Here is a 15730-nt window from a genome sequence, read left to right on the forward strand (position 1 = left end):
CAGCCTCGTCCGCCTTGGAGGGCACGATCAACGAGTCAGTCACCACCGTCGACGCGACGCCGGACACCCCGGAACCCCTCGGGGAACGAGCAGTCCGAACGCGCACCGCGATCCTGGAGGCAACCCGGACGCTCTTCCTCGAGCGGGGCTACGGCGGAACCCGGATCAACAACATCACCGACGCCTGCGGCATCTCCCGAGCCGGCTTCTACACCTACTTCCGCGGCAAGCGTGAAGTCTTCACGGTCCTGGGCGAGCAGTCGTTCCGGGACATCATCCACGTGGTCACCGAGCTTGATCAGCTGCCGCAGCCGATCGAGTCCATCGACCTCGCCGGCTGGGTCCGGCGCTACTTCGCCTTCATGGACGTCCACGGTGCGTTCATCCTGTCCTCGGCCCAATCAGCGCCGGAGGACGAGGAGTTCCGCGCCGGCTCGGCCCGGCTCCAGATGCGTACCGCGTGGATCGTCGGCATGAGCCTGCGCAACCGGCAACGCGTACCGACCGACACGCCGGAGACGCTGGGACTCGCTGTCCTCGCGATGCTCGACCGCTCCTGGTACTACTGCCGCGGGCAGAAACTGCCCGTCGACGAACGCGACCTGATCCGCACCGTGGCGATGACGATCCGCAGCGTGCTGGACCATGCCGCCTAGGCCGGATCGTAGTAGTACCGGCTCACCAGGTCGGCCACGCAGGCCGGCTTGCTCCCACCCTCGACCTCGATGACCGTGCGCAACACCATCTGGACCGTCGTATCGTCGACCTGCTCCAGCTCGGCCATCGTCGTGCGCGCGCGGATCCGGCTGCCGACGCGCACCGGCGACGGGAACCGCACCCGGTTGAGCCCGTAGTTGACGCCCATCCGGACGCCTTCCACCCGGCGGAGCTGGTTGACGAAGAACGGCACCAGCGAGACCGTCAGGAACCCGTGCGCCACGGTGGCGCCGAACGGCCCGGCCGCGCCCCGCTCCGGATCCACGTGGATCCACTGATGGTCCTCGGTGACGTCAGCGAAACCGTCCACGCGCGACTGGCCGACCAGGAACCAGTCGGTGGGACCCAACTCGCGACCGACCGCCTTCTCCAGCTCCGCGACGCTCCGAAAGATCTCCATACGTTCTCCCCTCGTCGCGGCCGACTCTAGGAAGAAGTGACATGAGCGTCAATGCTCAGATCTCCCTATCTCGCTGGACTTTGACCACTCCACCGCCGCAATTACCCGAGTAAGTTGACACCGATGTCATTGTTCTCGTTGCAGCTTCTGTGAGGTAACCGCGGTCTGCGTGACCGCGCCGCGTCCGTGGCGACCGCGCTGGCCGATCTCGGCCTACGCCGCCAGGACCGGATCGCGGTGCTGGGCACGAACAGCCTGGAGTTCGCCGAGGTCCCCGCGGCGGGACAGATGCGCACCGGCAGCACCGACCGGGTGCTGCTGTGCGTGCCCCTCTTCTATCTCGTCGACCGGAAGAAAGACGTGATCGTCTCCGGAGGAGAGAACGTCTACTCCCAGCAGGTCGAGGACGCCGTCATCACGCATCCCGCCGTCGGCGCGTGCGCGGTGATCGGAGTTCCGGACGAGCGCTGGGGCGAGGCCGTGTGTGTCGTCGTGGTCCCCACCGGAGCCGGCGAGGTGACCCTCGCGGGGCTGCAGGAACACGTCCGCGTCCAACTCGCTCGGCACAAGGCGCCCCGGGCGCTGCACGTGGTCGACGCGTTGCCGACGCTGCCCACCGGCAAGGTCGACAAGAAGCGGCTCCGGACGCTGTTCGCGTCCGGAGCCGCTTCGAGCCCCGCTCCGTAGGCTCCGCGCTCAGAAAGCCGTGCGGTGCTGGCCGCCGTCGACGGCGATGTAGTGGCCGGTGAGGTACCCGGCCTGCTCCACCATCCACGTCCAGCGGGCCTCCCCTTTCACTCGCTGCCCGCGCGTCCGGGCGTAGCAGGTCCTAGCGGCCGGATCTCCGGCGTGGCGCGCCACGACTGGAGTAACTCGTCGGTGGTAGTGATCCGAGCGAGCATCCGCATCGTGTTGGCCAGGACCGCTTCCCCGTACTCGGCCGGCGTCCCGGCGACCGCGTCACGCGGGACGACCACGGTGAACCCCTCGTGCCCCGCCTCCGCCGCAGCCATCGGCAGTGCCAGGTTGAGCGATACTCCGGCCAGCACGATCGTGCCGATGCCGAGGTCACGCAGGATCGGCAGCAACTCGGTCCGCCAGGTCGGGGAAAGCCCGTGCCGGCGGGGCAGCACGAGATCGTCGGGGTGGCTCAACTGGGGCAGCACCGCCGTTGCAGGGTGATCGGGTGTCCAGCCGGCGGTCCGCTCCGCCAACCGGCGCCAGATCGGGGCCGTGCTCACCGGTGTGCCGAGCAGGCCGCCGAACGTGGCGTGGACGACCTGGATCCCCGCCGTACGGGCACCGTCGACCAAGCGCGCGATGTTCTTGATCAGCGGTGCCGCGTCCGCGCCGAGCGCGGGCAGGACGGAGCGCTCGCCGAGCACTCCGTCCTGGCACTCCACGCAAACGACTGCGGTGTTGACCGCCACTACCGGGGGAACCGGAGCATCGTCCGCGCGTTGGTCTCCGTGATCTTGGTGACCTCGTCGTCGGGAACGTCGGCCAGCACCTCGGCCGCCCGCTTCCGGCTGTTGGGCCAGTTGGAGTCCGAGTGCGGGTAGTCGATCTCCAGCATGATCCGGTCGATGCCGACCTTGTGCCGATTCTCCACACCGAACTCGTCGTCGATGAAGCAGCCCCAGAAGTGCTTACGGAACAGGTCCGAGGGGCGTGTATCGAAGTCGATGGGCTGGTAGTAACGGTGCCGCTCCCAGACGAAGTCGGCCCGCTCGATGATGTAGGGAATCCAGCCGATGCCGCCCTCCGCCAGCGAGAACTGCAGCTTGGGGTGGCGCTGCAGGACACCGGAGAACAGCAAGTCCGCGGCGCTCCACATCAGGTTGGTAGAGAAGATCGTGATCGCGACCGCGAACGGCGCGTCCGGCAGCACGACCTCGCCGGGGATCGCACGGGTCGCCGCGAACGAGAACCCGGGCACGTAGGAGCCCGAACCGAAGTGCAGCGAGAGAACCGTCCCGGTCTCCTCGCAGGCATTCCAGAGCGGCTCCCAGTGCTCATTGTGGAAGCTCGGCAGGCCGAGCGGCACGGGGCTGTCGGGGAAGGAGATCGTCCGCGCGCCCATCGCGGCCGTACGGCGGATCTCCGCGGCGGCCAGCTCCGGGTCCCAGGTCGGCACGATCGCCAGCGGGATGAAGCGGTCCGGCGCGGTCCCACACCATTCCTCGATGTGGAAGTCGTTCCACGCCTGGAGGCAGAGCAGTGCCAGGTCCTTGTCCTGCGCGCGCTGGAAGACGCCTCCGCCGAACCCGGGGAAGGAGGGGAAGCACAACGCGGCCTGGATGCCGTCCAGATCCATGTCCTTGACCCGGGCCGCCGGGTCGTAACAGCCGGGAATCATGTCCTCGTAGCGGACCGGGTCCAGCGCCCACTCCTCCGGTGGCTTCCCTGCGACGGCGTTCAGGCCGACGGTCGGGTAGACCACGCCGTCGTAGTGCCACACGTGCTTGCCGCTGGCCTCCACGATGCGCGGGCCACGCTCGCGAAGCGCGGCGGGTAACCGGTCCTGCCAGACCCGAGGGTGCTCGATCAAGTGGTCGTCGACCGAAACGATCTGATGGTGGTCCTGCAGTGGCATCGCGACTCCTCGTCGGTTGTGACGCGCTTCACCGCACGGTACCCCTACTTGACGGTTTCGTTAACAGATTCTGCTCTCACTAAACCGGTCAAGCTAACGCGGGAATTTGCTACTCGGACCCCACCGCGCGGGCTGAACACCTCGCGGTAGGCCGCCGAAGGCGTCAATAATCTGACGAGGAAGTCAACCGGGAGTCGTCGGCCGCCACGCCAAGGCGTGCAGAGTCACGGCGATCAATCCGCTCTTCATCTCCGGCACACCGCCGGGCTGCGTGTGCGGGGCGTACGTGCTGCGCCCGAAAATGGCACTGACGAACACCTCCGCGACGAGAGCCGGCGAATCGCCGGACCGCACCTCGCCACGCGCGCGGGCGTCGACCAGAGCGCCCTCGATCACCGCCATGCTCTGATCGATAACGTCCCGCTTGAACGCCGCGTAGAGCACCGGATAGGACGCGAGCTCGGCCGCGCAGCGCGCCAACACGGACCGGCGCGGCTCGGCGAGCATGTCGGCGATCTGGTCGAACAACATCTCGAGGTCGCCGGAGAGCGTGCCGGTGCGGGGCGGCTCCAGGCCGACCGAGAGCGACGCTAGACCGGCTGCGACGAGGCCCTCGCGGTCGGGCCAGCGGCTGTAGATGCTGCGCTTCGCGACCCGGGCCCGCGCCGCGACCGAGTTCAGACTGAAAGCCGCGACACCCACCTCGGCCAGCTCGTCGACCGCGGCTCGGACGATGCGGTCCTCCACGTCCGGGTCGCGCGGCCGCCCACGCGCACCACTGCCCGAGGACGCCGCCATGCGCCCAGGATATCGCCACCGGTCCGGTTGCATAAATGCGTGACACGGAGTTATCGTCTATTTACGTCACCGATACGGTGTCATAAATGACTCGAGGAAGAGAACCGCCATGGCATTCGATGGTGCGGGTGTAGTCGTGACCGGTGCGGGCGCCGGCATCGGGCAGGCGACCGCGGTTCACCTCGCGTCGCTCGGCGCGAACGTCGTCGTCTCGGACGTCTCCGAGGACGGCGGGAAGCAGACGGTCGAGACGATTCTCGCCGCCGGCGGCGCGGCCACCTTCGTCCCGGCGGACGTGTCGAACGCCGACAGCGTCGACGAGTTGATCGCCCGCTCGGTAGAGCACCTCGGCGGCCTTGACCTCGCGGTGAACAACGCCGGCATCGGGCATCAGCCCGGCGACCTGCACGAGATGCCGATCGAGACCTGGGACCAGGTCATGGGCATCGACCTGCGAGGCACGTTCCTCTGTCTGCGCGCCGAACTCAAGGTCATGGTCGACGCCGGCCACGGCAGCATCGTCAACATGGCCTCGAACGCCGGGGTCAAAAACGCACCGTTCATGGCCGCCTACACCGCCGCCAAACACGGCGTCATCGGCCTGACCAAGAACGCCGCTCTGCAGTACGCCCGCCGCAACATTCGCGTCAACGCCGTCTGCCCCGGCACCATCCTCACCCCCGGTCTCGCCGGCTTCCCGGAGGAGAACCAGCGGGAATGGGCCGATCTCATCCCGATCGGCCGCCTCGGCACCCCCGAAGAGGTCGCCCAGGCCGTGGCCTACCTGCTGTCCGACCAGGCCGCGTTCATCACCGGTGTCGGCCTGCTCATCGACGGCGGCCTGATGTTCGACTGAGCTGGTGCTCCGCAACGAGTTTTAGGACAGCTGGCCAAAAAGTCGTCACTAGGCGTAGCCTGCGTTCGTGTCGACCGACCCACGCCCTGCCCGGACCAAGAGCCGCCTCGCCGAGGCGGCTCTTGCGCTCTGCGCGGAGACCGGCCGCACGCCGTCGGTGAGCGCGATCGTCAGCCGCGCCGGCACCAGCCGCTCGATCTTCTACGTGCACTTCGAGAGTGCGGATGAACTGCTCCTCAGCACGCTGGATGACGCTTTGGCAGGGATCGTCAGCTTCGATCTCCTCGCCCGGGACAGCGGGCTCGAATCGCACGGAGCGGCCGCGGAATTGAGCCTCGATGCGCTGCTCAGCCACCTGGAGAGCCAGCCCGTGCTGTACCGGATGGTGTTCGGACCGGACTCGACCTCTCTGCGGATCCGATTCGGCGACATCCTGGCCCGGCATCTGCGACCCGGCTTCTCCAGCCGCGGAAGGGTCGCCCTGGAAGCCCCCGCTGTCCGCGACGCCATCGCCCACGCGGTCGCCCACGGGATGGCCGCACTGATCGGCAAATGGGTGTGTGGCGACACGCCCTTCGACCGTCCCGAACTCGTCCGGGCGCTCCTGACGCTCTTCCCCAACTGGACCCGGTCGTTCGGTACCGAAGTCCTGCTCTCCGAGGAAAGAAGAATGCCGTGACCGATCTCAGCGGCCGGCGCATCATCGTCACCGGTGGCGCCAGCGGCATGGGCGAAGGACTCGTCCGTGCTCTACCGAAGGCGGGCGCGAACGTCGTTTCGATGGACCTCAGCGGGCCCGTCGGCGCCGACATCGCCAAGCAGGCCGGCGCGCACTTCGTCCAGGTCGATGTGTCGAGCAAGGAGTCGGTGCAGCCGGCGTTCGCCGCCGCCACCGAGCACCTGGGCGGCCTCGACGTGCTCATCCACGCCGCCGGCATCGCGCCCGGCGGCCCGGCCGAGTCCCTCGACATGCACACCTGGGGCCGCGTCATGTCGGTCAACGCCACCGGCACGTTCCTCACCAACCAGGCCGCGTTCGAGCACCTGAAGGACAACGGCGGGCAGATCCTGAACTTCGCGTCCGCGGCCGGAGTCCAGGGCTATCCGAACAAAGCCGCCTACGCTGCCAGCAAGGGTGCCGTCATCGCCTGGATGCGCTCGATCGCCGTCGAGTGGGGCACGTACGGCATCACCGTCAACGCCATCGCACCGGCCATCTGGACCCCGATGTACGACAAGACCCGTGCCTCCATGTCGCCCGAGCAACTGGCAGCGCACGACGCGATGCTGAAGCAGAGCGTTCCGCTGGGCGGCAAGCTCGGCGACATCGAACGCGACTTCGTGCCGGTCGTGACCTTCCTCGCCTCCCCCGGCGCCCGCTTCATGACCGGTCAGATCTTCGCGGTCGACGGCGGCACGCTCATGCTGCGCTAGCGGCGGAGACCGCTACTGCTCGACCCGGAACAGCGCCTCCTGGGCCAGACTCGCGACCAAAGCTCCCCCGGCGTCCCAGAATTGCCCGCTGTACCACCCGCGGCCGCGCCCGACGGTGCGCGGCCGGAGATCCACGAGCAGCCAATCGTCGGCCCGAGCCCGCCGGTGGAACCACACCGCGTGGTCGATGCTCGCGCCGACCTGGGCGAGTCCCAGGACGACGGCGCCCAGACCGCTGGACGCGTCGGAGACATAGGTGATCGCGGCCGCATGCCACAGCGGGTCAACGGGGAGCGGACTCGACACGCGAACCCAGATCCGGGTGGGCCAGAGCGCGTCGGGATACGGCTGCGGCGGTAGACGGGCGTGGACCAGGTGCAACGCGGGAAGCAGCGGCACCGGCAAACCGTCCGGGGGCGGCACGGTCGGCGCCTCCTCGCGCTGCTCGTCGATCGCGTCGTCAGCCGGACGCCCGAACGACACCGCGGTGCTGAAGATGACGCGGTCTCCCTGCCGGGCGACGACCCGCCGGGCGGAGAACATGCGTCCGTCATGGTCGCGGGCGACCTCGAACACCACCGGCACCGCCGCGTCCCCTTCGCGGAGAAAGTATCCGTGCAACGAGTGGGCTACCCGCCCATCCGGCACGGTGCCGCCGGCGGCCAGCAGCGCCTGGGCCGCGACCTGCCCGCCGTACAACCGGTAGTCCTGGTCGAAGAGCACGACACTGCGGTAGACGTCGTCGTCGAGCCGCTCCAGCCGGAGCAGCTCGGCGAGGCTGGACGCGGGTGCGTCGGCGAGTCCGGACTCCAGCGGCCGGCCGCTCACGGCGCGTTCCCGGGCTCGCCCGGAGTGGCGTCACGGCCGGGCGGGGCCCCGGCTCCAGCGACGGCCGGGGTGCGGCTCCCGAGCGCCTCGCCGTAGCGGACCACCTCACGCAGGCACTCCGCCGCCGACCGGGCGTGCGACTCGATCGACACCCAGGTGGCGCCGGCCGCCCGATACGCCGGGAGCGCCGAGGACAGCTGGTCGATGGTGCGCTCCACGTCCCGGCGGGTCGCCGGCGAGTAGCACACGTCCACGTCCGGCGAACGGCCCGCCGCCACACGCGCGGCCTTCAGCGTCCGCACCCGCTCCGCGAATTCGTCGACGGCCAGCGTGGGGGTGCCGGTGACCGCCGCAGCCGCCGCCGACTGCTCGAACGGCAGCCATCCGTCACCGAGCGCCGCCACCCGACGGAGGGCGGCCTTGCTGTTCCCACCGATCCAGATCGGTGGGCCGGGGCGCTGCGCCGGCCTCGGCAGCATCACATGGTCGTCGGCCGGGTAGTGCGGGCCTTCGCGGTGTACGGGCTCACCGCTCCAGGCCGCGCGCATCGCGGCGATCGCCGCGTCGAACCGGGGGCCGCGGTCCGAGAACGAGGCGTCGAGCACGCCGAACTCCGCCTCCTGGTACCCCGCTCCCATCCCGACGACCAGGCGGCCGCCGGAGAGCAGGTCGAGGCTGGCCGTCGCTTTGGCGGTCAGGTAGGGGCTCCGGTAGCCGGCGACAAGCACGAACGTCATCAAGCGGATCCGCCGGGTGGCCGCGGCCATGAACGACAGCGCGACGAACGGGTCGAACGCGTGGTGGCCACCGTTCGCGAGCCAATCCCGCGCCGGGAACGGATGGTCGGTCGTGGAGATCATGTCGATCCCGGCTTCCTCGGCCGCGACCGCGATTTCGGCCAGGCTGTGCGGCCCGGCCCAGCTCTCCCAGTGCTTCACGGCCCGGGTCGGGAACTGAAAACTCAGCCTCATGCTGCTCCTGTGCTCCGGTCATGTCTCCGACGGGAGCGTCAGCTATGACGAAGACCGACCGCATCCTCTTACCGCCAGATCGCCAACGCCAGCGACGACAGTCATCCGATAAGGATTTGACGCAACTGTCAAGTCGACGGCTGGGATGGATTCGATGCGGTCACTGCGGGCTCTGCGGCGACTCCTCGGTCGCGCGCTCGCCGCAGGGGCGAGGTCCACCACATCAGGTCGTCGGCGAGCAACGTCAGCTTCGCCTCGACAGGCGCGAAGTCGGAGTTCCGCATTCCATATACATAACGTCAGAACGGTCGTAGAGTGGCTCCACCTTGTCGGCGCTCTCGCTGACCTGAGCGCCGAAATCACCGCGGACACAGCGTCAGTAAGAGAGCCGAAGGCTCAATTTCCCGACCCGCCGGAACGCTCGTCAGCGCCCGCGGTCTCCGGGCTCGAGGGAAGGACGCTCATGAACTCCAGGGACGCGCTCGACGTCGAGACGTACCAGGGCCGGGACGCGTACTTCGGACGCCCGTACATCGATCAGGACGAGTGGCTGGACAAGCCGATACCGCACCGATTCGTGCACGGCGGCTTCGCCGACACCGACACCCGCTTCTCGTTCTACTTCCCCGGCGAGGACGTCTACCGCGGCCGGTTGCTCCAGCCGATGGAGGGGGCCCACGCCGGCCACGAAGACGCGTTCGGCGGCCCGATGGGACAGCTGATGGGCGGGCTGGAGCTGGTCGCCCGGCAAGGCGGCTACATGGTCGAGTCGAACTCGGGTCACATCGGCGACGACGTCGACCACCGGGCGGGCGACGACTCAACGCTCTACGGGTACCGGTCGCATGCCGAGGTCGCTCACCTCTCCAAACACCTGGCCGAGCAGATCTACGGGCAGCGGCCGCACCACGCCTACGTCTGGGGCGGCAGCGGCGGCGCCCGGCGGTCGCCGCTGTGCCTGGAGAACGCCCCGGACGTCTACGACGCGGCATTGCCGTTCATGGGCGGCGGCGAGATCGCCGAACACGGCACCACCGCGCCGATGAAGGGCGCACAGGTGATGGCCTTCGCCTCGATGTTCAACGTCCAGCGCCTGCTGCGCCGGGAGGCCGACAGGGTCGTCGACGCGACGCGGCCGGGCGGCAGCGGCGACCCGTACGCCGGGTTGACCACCCACCAGCGCGAAGAACTCGCCAACCTCTACCGGCTGGGCTATCCGCGTGGTGACGAGTTCATGATCTTCTCGCCGATGGGCCAGATCTGGCTGTGGTCGGCGATCGCCGACCGGCTGGCCGAGCAGGACGCCGACTACTTCACCGCCTTCTGGACCCGGCCCGGTTACGTCGGGCACGACCTGCCGGACGCGGTGGCCGACGACCTCATCGACACCACGGCCACCGTGACCCGCGTCGTGACTCCCCGGATACTGCAGGAAGACAGCGCGTACGCGGGTCCGGACTACGCCGGGCTCCAGCTGATGGCCGGGATGAATGCCGGACCGGATTTCCCGGTCGCGATCGAGGTCGACTACGCGGGCGACGGCTACCGGCTCGGCGCCGGCATCAAGATCCTCACCGGCGAAGCCGCCGGCCGGCAGCTCTACTGCATAGGCCACGTCGGCGACCTGATGCACGGCGACGGCGTGACCGAAGCCAACCTGCAGCGGTTCACCGGCGTCCAGGTGGGCGACCAGGTCGCGCTGGACAACCGCAGGTTCCTGGCGTTCTGCTACTACTACCGCCATCACCTCATGGAGGACGCCTACTTCGATTTCCTCCGGCTCGACGGCGCCCCGATCTACGCGCAGCACCCCGTGCCGACCATGTCGCCATTGATGGGCGTCGCCTACTCCGGCCAGTACGAGGGCAAACTGCTCTGGGTGCACCACACGCACGACGCGTCGCTGTGGCCGCCGCAGGGCACCATGTACGAGACCGCCGTCCATCGCGCCCAGGGCCCGGACTCGGCCGCCGAGAAGTTCCGGCTGCGCTGGACCGAGAACGCCGAACACATCCCGTCGCAGTACTTGCCCTCGGCGCCGGATCGCGCGACGACCACGTGGCTGATCGACTACCTGCCGGTCATCGAACAGAGCCTCGCCGACCTGATCGACTGGGTGGAGAACGGCGTCGAGCCGGCCGACACCCGATACGACTACCGCGACGGCAAGGTGATCCTCGCCGCCGACGCTGTCGAACGCGGCGGTATCCAGCCGGTGGTCTCCGTGACGGCGAACGGCGGGGCCCGCGCCGAGATCGCCGCCGGAGACGCGGTGAGCCTCACCGCCACCGTCCGAGTTCCGCCGGGCGCCGGAACGCTGGTCGCCCTCGACTGGGACTTCGCCGGGACCGGCGAGTTTCCGCACCACCACGACCTGGAGCCCGGCCGGACCACGGCCGAGGTCACGACCGTGCACACCTACGGTCGCCCCGGTACTTACTACGCCACCGCGCGAGTCGCGTCGCACCGGGACGGTGACGTGAGCGACCCACACCGGCGGATTCCCAACCTCGCCTCGGCCCGGATAGTCGTCCACTGACTCGCGCGGCCCTTCGCGCGATGCCGGCCGGAATGCACCTGATCACCGCTGGCGGGCGAGGAGGGCACGCAGTCCGTCCACGACGTCCCGGGTGAACTCGTGCAGGTCCGACCGGTGCAGGTCGGCCCGCTCGCCCTCGACCGCCCGGAGGGCGGGCCACTCGATGCGCTGCTCGGCGCGCTTGCCTCCGCGATCGGCGTCGGCGAGTCCCGACGAGCGTGCGTCCGTACGGGCCGTCAAAGGACCGGGGCCCGCTACGTCACCGAGCGAGCCGGCGTTCGACCTCCTGCTACGGCTACTCGGACCAAGGCCGACAGCGTGATAGACCCCGCTTAACTGGCTCCGGGTCAGTCACCGCGGCTGTTCCGTCGCGGCCGAACCGGTGGCAGCACCCGTCGGCACGATCAGAGGACGGTGTGGCTCGGCGCAAGTTCGGCGAGCGCAGCGAGCCCTCGGCGGATCGCGTCCGGGGCGGATTCCGAGGGCGGTCCCGAGGCCCAGGTGAGGAGCGAGAAGAACACCGCCGCGGTCACCGCCGCGGCCTGGGCACGGACCTCCAACTGCGCCCGATCGGCCCCGGCACGGCCGGACAGGAACGTGACCAGTTCCTCGTACACAGCGAGCAGCCCCGGACGCTCACCGTGCGCCAGCGCCGGGTGCTCGGCGATGATCCGCAGCCGGATCCGCGTCATCGCCAGGTCCGGACCGAGGTCCACGATCGCACTGCTGATCGCGGCGACCAACGCGGTTCCGACCTGTTCGGCCTCTCGGCCCGCGAGGTGGCGGCGCAAGGACGAGAGGAAGGGTTCGACGCCGGTCCACAGCAGGTCGGACTTGCTAGGAAAGTGGTTGAACAGTGCACGTCGGCTGATTCCCGCCGCCGCTGCCACCTCGTTCATCGTGATCGCGTCGTAGCCTCTGGCGTCGAACAGTTCCGTCGCGACCCGGCAGACACGCATCGGTTCAACCGTCTGGGGTCTGCCCCGTGCGCCGCTCACCCTTGCACGATTTACTGCACTGGGTGCACTATGTCAAGGAGGGCTTCGGCGAGAACAACGAGGTGACGAGGACATGGGCACACTCAACGACGAGCTCGTCGTGCCCGCCGGCAACTCGATCGGCACTGCGGGGTCCGACGGAGGCGATCCGCCCGCGCACGCCGAGCCGCTGCCCGCGCTTCGCGATCACATCCGCACGTTCTCGCGCGACCTCCGGTTAACCCGCCACCACCTGAACCGAGAGACCGCGGTTCCTCTCGGGGGTCTCGGCGTCCTGACCGCCATCGGCCGCACCCCGCCGGGCGGCCTCTGCCGGGGCAAGGATCTGGCGACCGCATGCGCGCTGGACGCCTCGACGATCAGCCGGTTCGTCGGGGCCCTGGTCGAGCGCGGCCTGGTCGAGCGTCGACCGGACCCGATCGACGGACGGGTGGCCGTCCTGGCAGTGACCCCCGCCGGCCAGCGGGTGCTGCACGAGGCCGAGATGTGGGGCGAGGACCTGCTGACCGCGGTCTTGGCCTCATGGTCGGACAGCGAGGTCGACGTTCTGGTGGGGTCGCTCGGCAGGTTTCTGAGCGATCTTGAGACCGAACTCGCTCAGCGGTCCGGCAACGGCCGGGCTCCTCGCTAGGCACCGCGGTTGAGCCCGGGCGCCTCGCGGCGGCAGAGAAGTGCGTGGAGATCCCGACGCTCGGCCCGAGCAGGCCGAGGACCTGTCGGCCGGGCCCGGCCGCAGGGCCGGGCCCGAGCGGGGGTCAAGCCGTGTAGAGACGCCGCGTCAGGCCGGACGCGGCACCCTACGGGGTCCCCGTCCGGCCTGAAGACCGGGTCGCGGGAGTGTCATCCGTCTCGGCGGGCCCCCAGTCATGGCTCAATTCACAGAGCTGGAGCATGGTCCGCGCCGCCCGTTCTGAGTCCCGTTCCAGCACTGCGGTCGCAATGGCGAGGTGCGCCTCCCGGATAGCCAGGGCACGGTCGGGACCGAGGGGTGGCCTGGACGGATCGAAGCTGCCGGCGCCTCCGGCGACCAGAGTGCTGAGCACGTCGGCCACCAGCGCCAGCGCCGGATTGCCGGACAGGCGGCCCAACGCCCGCCCGAACTCGACGGCGACCCCGAGAACCTCTCCGTCGGTCAGGTCGGGCCGGCCGGCCCACGCGTCTTCGACGAACGCGAACAACCGGGACCGCTGTCCCGCGTCCGGATTCGCCGCGGCCAGGGCGGCGACTTCGGGCGCCACGAAACGCACTACCGCGCGAATGTCGTCGAGCGTCGCACCTTGATGGCGCAGCAGCGTGGACGCGGCTCGAGCCACCGCCGCCGCGGACGGGGCGGCGGCGAAGAACCCACCGTTGACCCCTCGCCGTACCGAGACCAGACCCTCCGCCTGCAATACCCGCATGGCCTGGCGCAACGTCGGAGGGCTCACGCCGTGCCTACGTACCAGATCGCTCTCCGAGCCCAGCAGTTCGCCGACCGCAGAGCGGGACAGCACCTCCTCGCGCAGTTCGTCGGCCAGCGCCATGGCGGCGGACTTCCGGGGGCCCGCCGTCGAGTCGGTCATGCCGGCGATTATCCGGTGCCTCCCCGACACCCGGTATTCCGATATCGGATTCACCAACAAACTTTGAATACTGCTAGCAGAATCAAGGACTCCCTGCTGCGGATCGAAGGGATCAAAATGCTTCCGTTCTTCCCCGCCATGGCCGAGGCCATGGACCCCGCACCCGACCTGTTACGCAGCCTCGCCGATGAGTTCCACCCGATCGCCGAGCAACGACGACTCGACCCCACCGCCAGCTGGATCGGGTTCCACTTCTGGCTCGCTGACAGATTCAACGCCGCCGCGATGCGGAACGGATTCACCTCCGGGGTGACCCTCCGGCAAGCGCGCTGGCTGCTCTACGCCACCTGCTACTGGGGCGGTGCCGAACAGCGGAAGTACGTGGCCCAACCGCTACCACCCGAGATCTTCACCCCGCCGACGGCGGAGTCGACCAGCGGGATGTCCGCCGCCCTGGCCGCGCTCGACGCCGCGGTGGCCGGCTCCGCCGCCGACAAGTTCGACCTGATCACCACGTTGCTCCGGACCGCCCCCGAAGCGATGAAGGGCGACACGGCCATCATCGGAAGCCTGCTCTTCGGCGCCGCTTACGACACCTTCTACCTGATCACGATCGGCGAGGCACCGCCGCTCGGGCAGAGAAACCCTCTCCTGCGGCCCTACCAGGCCGACAACGTGGTCGCCGACCCCACGCAGTTCCTGGAGGTCGGTTACGCCGATCCCATACCCTCCTGGCTGGCTAGCGCCCGCCAGGCATTTGAGGAGGCCAAGGGCCGAAACCCCGCCGAGTTCGAGCGGATCCTCGTCGGCTCTGCTCCCGGTGACGTCCCCGGTGGGCCGAACGACCTGCGGACCCTCTGGGCTTCGGCGCCGGCGACGGCGAGCACGAATTGGGGCGGCGATGCCACCGGAGGCTGGACTCAGGGCTACTTCAACGCGAGCATGCACGGCAACGTCCGGTGGAACTGGGGTCTCGAAGCGATCGCCCTGACCGCGCTGACCGGTCTCCTGCAGCGCGACGCACAGCTGGCCGACCGAGCGCTCGTCGGCAACAGCCTCTACGTGACGGCTTGGAGTGCCTTCTTCTTCGGTTTCATCTCCGCGTCCCCCGACCGGATCACGCTGCCCACACCGACGACCGGCTGACGAGCGACGACGGCGAGCGTGAGGGCATCCGGCGGCCGGCCGCCGGATGCCCTCGACCCTCAGAACTCGGTGTTGCCCGCGTCCGGCGCGAGTTCGTGTGCGGTGATGTACTTCGATTCGTCGGACGCGAGGAACAGCACCGTGTCGGCGACGTCCTCGGGCTCGGTGCCATCGACCGGCAGCATGTTCGTGAACATGCCACCCAGCCGCGGGTAGCCGGCGATCGCCGCGCCGATCGCGGCCTGCATGTCCCCGCCTCCCATCGGAGTGTTCACCCCGGTCGGGTGCACGCTGTTGACCCGAATGTTGTGCTGCCCGAGCTCAGCGGCGAACGCCTTCGCCATACCCCGGACCGCCCACTTACTGGTCGTATAGGGAACCATGAACGGCTGCACCTTCAGCCCGGCCGCCGAGCTGATGATGATCACCGAACCACCGCCCGCGGTGACCAGATGCGGCGCTCCGCTGATCACCGTGTTCCACACACCGGTGACGTTGATGTCGATCGTGTCCTGGTAGATCTCCTGCGTGACCTGGTCCCAGGCCCGCGGAATACAAATCCCCGCGTTCGCGACGATCACGTCCAGGCGGCCGAGCTCCGCCACGCCCTCCTCGACCGCCGCGTGCAGCGCGGCCCGGTCACGCACGTCGACCTTCGCCGAGACGATCCGCCGGTCGAGCTTCTCCACCTGGCGCACCGTCTCCGCCAGGTCCTCCGGAGTCGGCGAATCGTAGTCGACACCCGGGAGCTGCCCGGCGATGTCGACCGCGATGATATCCGCGCCTTCCTGCGCCAGGCGCACCGCGTGAGCGCGGCCCTGCCCGCGTGCCGCACCCGTGATCAGCGCGACTTTGCCCTCAACCCGTCCAGCCATCGGAGTCTCA

At 69.1% G+C, this 15730-nt stretch carries 18 protein-coding genes; 8 read left to right on the forward strand and 10 right to left on the reverse strand.

The window, feature by feature from the left end; genetic code table 11:
• Positions 1-14: 14 nt before the first annotated feature.
• Complete coding sequence (locus BUB75_RS12550; RefSeq protein ID WP_084740955.1) at positions 15-656, forward strand: TetR/AcrR family transcriptional regulator; 642 nt, start codon at positions 15-17, stop codon at positions 654-656.
• Here the strand turns inward: BUB75_RS12550 and BUB75_RS12555 are convergent.
• Complete coding sequence (locus BUB75_RS12555; RefSeq protein ID WP_073256156.1) at positions 653-1117, reverse strand: MaoC family dehydratase; 465 nt, start codon at positions 1115-1117, stop codon at positions 653-655. The genes BUB75_RS12550 and BUB75_RS12555 overlap by 4 nt on opposite strands.
• Positions 1118-1303: 186 nt before the next feature.
• Here BUB75_RS12555 and BUB75_RS12560 point away from each other — a divergent pair, with 186 nt between their 5' ends.
• Positions 1304-1804, forward strand: coding sequence for a class I adenylate-forming enzyme family protein (locus tag BUB75_RS12560; protein WP_073256159.1), 501 nt, complete (start codon positions 1304-1306; stop codon positions 1802-1804).
• Positions 1805-1911: 107 nt separating this feature from the next.
• On the opposite strand, the gene BUB75_RS12565 is transcribed toward BUB75_RS12560, so the two are convergent.
• From BUB75_RS12565 to BUB75_RS12575, 3 genes are all read right to left on the reverse strand, one after another.
• On the reverse strand, positions 1912-2547 hold the full coding sequence (locus tag BUB75_RS12565; protein ID WP_073256162.1) for a cysteine hydrolase family protein: 636 nt from the start codon (positions 2545-2547) through the stop codon (positions 1912-1914).
• On the reverse strand, positions 2547-3713 hold the full coding sequence (locus BUB75_RS12570; RefSeq protein WP_073256165.1) for an amidohydrolase family protein: 1167 nt from the start codon (positions 3711-3713) through the stop codon (positions 2547-2549). Before BUB75_RS12570 ends, BUB75_RS12565 begins: the two co-directional genes overlap by 1 nt.
• 183 nt (positions 3714-3896) lie before the next feature.
• Entirely contained in the window at positions 3897-4511 is a 615-nt protein-coding gene (locus BUB75_RS12575; protein WP_178379847.1) for a TetR/AcrR family transcriptional regulator, read from the reverse strand.
• A 109-nt stretch (positions 4512-4620) separates the two neighbouring features.
• Here BUB75_RS12575 and BUB75_RS12580 point away from each other — a divergent pair, with 109 nt between their 5' ends.
• From BUB75_RS12580 to BUB75_RS12590, 3 genes are all read left to right on the forward strand, one after another.
• On the forward strand, positions 4621-5367 hold the full coding sequence (locus BUB75_RS12580; RefSeq protein ID WP_073256168.1) for an SDR family NAD(P)-dependent oxidoreductase: 747 nt from the start codon (positions 4621-4623) through the stop codon (positions 5365-5367).
• A 67-nt stretch (positions 5368-5434) separates the two neighbouring features.
• Entirely contained in the window at positions 5435-6046 is a 612-nt protein-coding gene (locus BUB75_RS47045; protein WP_073256171.1) for a TetR/AcrR family transcriptional regulator, read from the forward strand.
• Complete coding sequence (locus BUB75_RS12590) at positions 6043-6801, forward strand: SDR family NAD(P)-dependent oxidoreductase (protein ID WP_073256174.1); 759 nt, start codon at positions 6043-6045, stop codon at positions 6799-6801. The genes BUB75_RS47045 and BUB75_RS12590 overlap by 4 nt, the downstream gene beginning before the upstream one ends.
• Positions 6802-6813: 12 nt before the next feature.
• On the opposite strand, the gene BUB75_RS12595 is transcribed toward BUB75_RS12590, so the two are convergent.
• Both BUB75_RS12595 and BUB75_RS12600 read right to left on the reverse strand, forming a co-directional pair.
• Positions 6814-7629 carry an acyl-CoA thioesterase gene (locus BUB75_RS12595; RefSeq protein ID WP_073256177.1) on the reverse strand — a complete coding sequence of 272 codons (816 nt, stop codon included), beginning with the start codon at positions 7627-7629 and terminating at the stop codon, positions 6814-6816.
• On the reverse strand, positions 7626-8600 hold the full coding sequence (locus tag BUB75_RS12600; RefSeq protein WP_073256180.1) for a TIGR03619 family F420-dependent LLM class oxidoreductase: 975 nt from the start codon (positions 8598-8600) through the stop codon (positions 7626-7628). The genes BUB75_RS12595 and BUB75_RS12600 overlap by 4 nt, the downstream gene beginning before the upstream one ends.
• Positions 8601-9063: 463 nt before the next feature.
• Here BUB75_RS12600 and BUB75_RS12605 point away from each other — a divergent pair, with 463 nt between their 5' ends.
• Complete coding sequence (locus tag BUB75_RS12605; RefSeq protein WP_073256183.1) at positions 9064-11139, forward strand: PKD domain-containing protein; 2076 nt, start codon at positions 9064-9066, stop codon at positions 11137-11139.
• Between the two features lie 42 nt (positions 11140-11181).
• Here BUB75_RS12605 and BUB75_RS46205 read toward each other — a convergent pair whose 3' ends face one another.
• Both BUB75_RS46205 and BUB75_RS12615 read right to left on the reverse strand, forming a co-directional pair.
• On the reverse strand, positions 11182-11379 hold the full coding sequence (locus BUB75_RS46205) for a hypothetical protein (protein WP_073256186.1): 198 nt from the start codon (positions 11377-11379) through the stop codon (positions 11182-11184).
• Between the two features lie 164 nt (positions 11380-11543).
• A complete protein-coding gene (locus BUB75_RS12615) occupies positions 11544-12098 on the reverse strand; it encodes a TetR/AcrR family transcriptional regulator (protein WP_073256189.1) in 555 nt (184 codons plus the stop codon).
• Positions 12099-12210: 112 nt separating this feature from the next.
• On the opposite strand from BUB75_RS12615, the gene BUB75_RS12620 reads away from it, so the two are divergent.
• Positions 12211-12768, forward strand: coding sequence for a MarR family winged helix-turn-helix transcriptional regulator (locus BUB75_RS12620; RefSeq protein ID WP_073256192.1), 558 nt, complete (start codon positions 12211-12213; stop codon positions 12766-12768).
• 166 nt (positions 12769-12934) lie between these two features.
• On the opposite strand, the gene BUB75_RS12625 is transcribed toward BUB75_RS12620, so the two are convergent.
• Entirely contained in the window at positions 12935-13660 is a 726-nt protein-coding gene (locus tag BUB75_RS12625; protein ID WP_178379848.1) for a FadR/GntR family transcriptional regulator, read from the reverse strand.
• Positions 13661-13816: 156 nt separating this feature from the next.
• Here BUB75_RS12625 and BUB75_RS12630 point away from each other — a divergent pair, with 156 nt between their 5' ends.
• A complete protein-coding gene (locus BUB75_RS12630) occupies positions 13817-14845 on the forward strand; it encodes a hypothetical protein (RefSeq protein WP_073256198.1) in 1029 nt (342 codons plus the stop codon).
• Between the two features lie 59 nt (positions 14846-14904).
• Here the strand turns inward: BUB75_RS12630 and BUB75_RS12635 are convergent, their stop codons facing one another.
• The gene (locus BUB75_RS12635) at positions 14905-15720 is read right to left on the reverse strand and encodes a mycofactocin-coupled SDR family oxidoreductase (RefSeq protein WP_073256201.1); all 816 of its coding nucleotides are present in this window, start codon (positions 15718-15720) and stop codon (positions 14905-14907) included.
• Positions 15721-15730 lie beyond the last annotated feature (10 nt).

Origin of the sequence: Cryptosporangium aurantiacum, from assembly GCF_900143005.1 — a bacterium.
In the GTDB taxonomy this organism is placed as follows: domain Bacteria; phylum Actinomycetota; class Actinomycetes; order Mycobacteriales; family Cryptosporangiaceae; genus Cryptosporangium; species Cryptosporangium aurantiacum.

Bases quoted from the DNA above. Each gene is read 5' to 3' on its own strand.
- BUB75_RS12570 (WP_073256165.1), bottom strand. From the start codon at position 3,713: ATGCCACTGCAGGACCACCATCAGATCGTTTCGGTCGACGACCACTTG.
- BUB75_RS12605 (WP_073256183.1), top strand. From the start codon at position 9,064: ATGAACTCCAGGGACGCGCTCGACGTCGAGACGTACCAGGGCCGGGAC.
- BUB75_RS12555 (WP_073256156.1), bottom strand. From the start codon at position 1,117: ATGGAGATCTTTCGGAGCGTCGCGGAGCTGGAGAAGGCGGTCGGTCGC.
- BUB75_RS12600 (WP_073256180.1), bottom strand. From the start codon at position 8,600: ATGAGGCTGAGTTTTCAGTTCCCGACCCGGGCCGTGAAGCACTGGGAG.
- BUB75_RS12630 (WP_073256198.1), top strand. From the start codon at position 13,817: ATGCTTCCGTTCTTCCCCGCCATGGCCGAGGCCATGGACCCCGCACCC.
- BUB75_RS12580 (WP_073256168.1), top strand. From the start codon at position 4,621: ATGGCATTCGATGGTGCGGGTGTAGTCGTGACCGGTGCGGGCGCCGGC.
- BUB75_RS12620 (WP_073256192.1), top strand. From the start codon at position 12,211: ATGGGCACACTCAACGACGAGCTCGTCGTGCCCGCCGGCAACTCGATC.
- BUB75_RS12575 (WP_178379847.1), bottom strand. From the start codon at position 4,511: ATGGCGGCGTCCTCGGGCAGTGGTGCGCGTGGGCGGCCGCGCGACCCG.
- BUB75_RS12635 (WP_073256201.1), bottom strand. From the start codon at position 15,720: ATGGCTGGACGGGTTGAGGGCAAAGTCGCGCTGATCACGGGTGCGGCA.
- BUB75_RS12615 (WP_073256189.1), bottom strand. From the start codon at position 12,098: ATGCGTGTCTGCCGGGTCGCGACGGAACTGTTCGACGCCAGAGGCTAC.
- BUB75_RS12625 (WP_178379848.1), bottom strand. From the start codon at position 13,660: ATGGCGCTGGCCGACGAACTGCGCGAGGAGGTGCTGTCCCGCTCTGCG.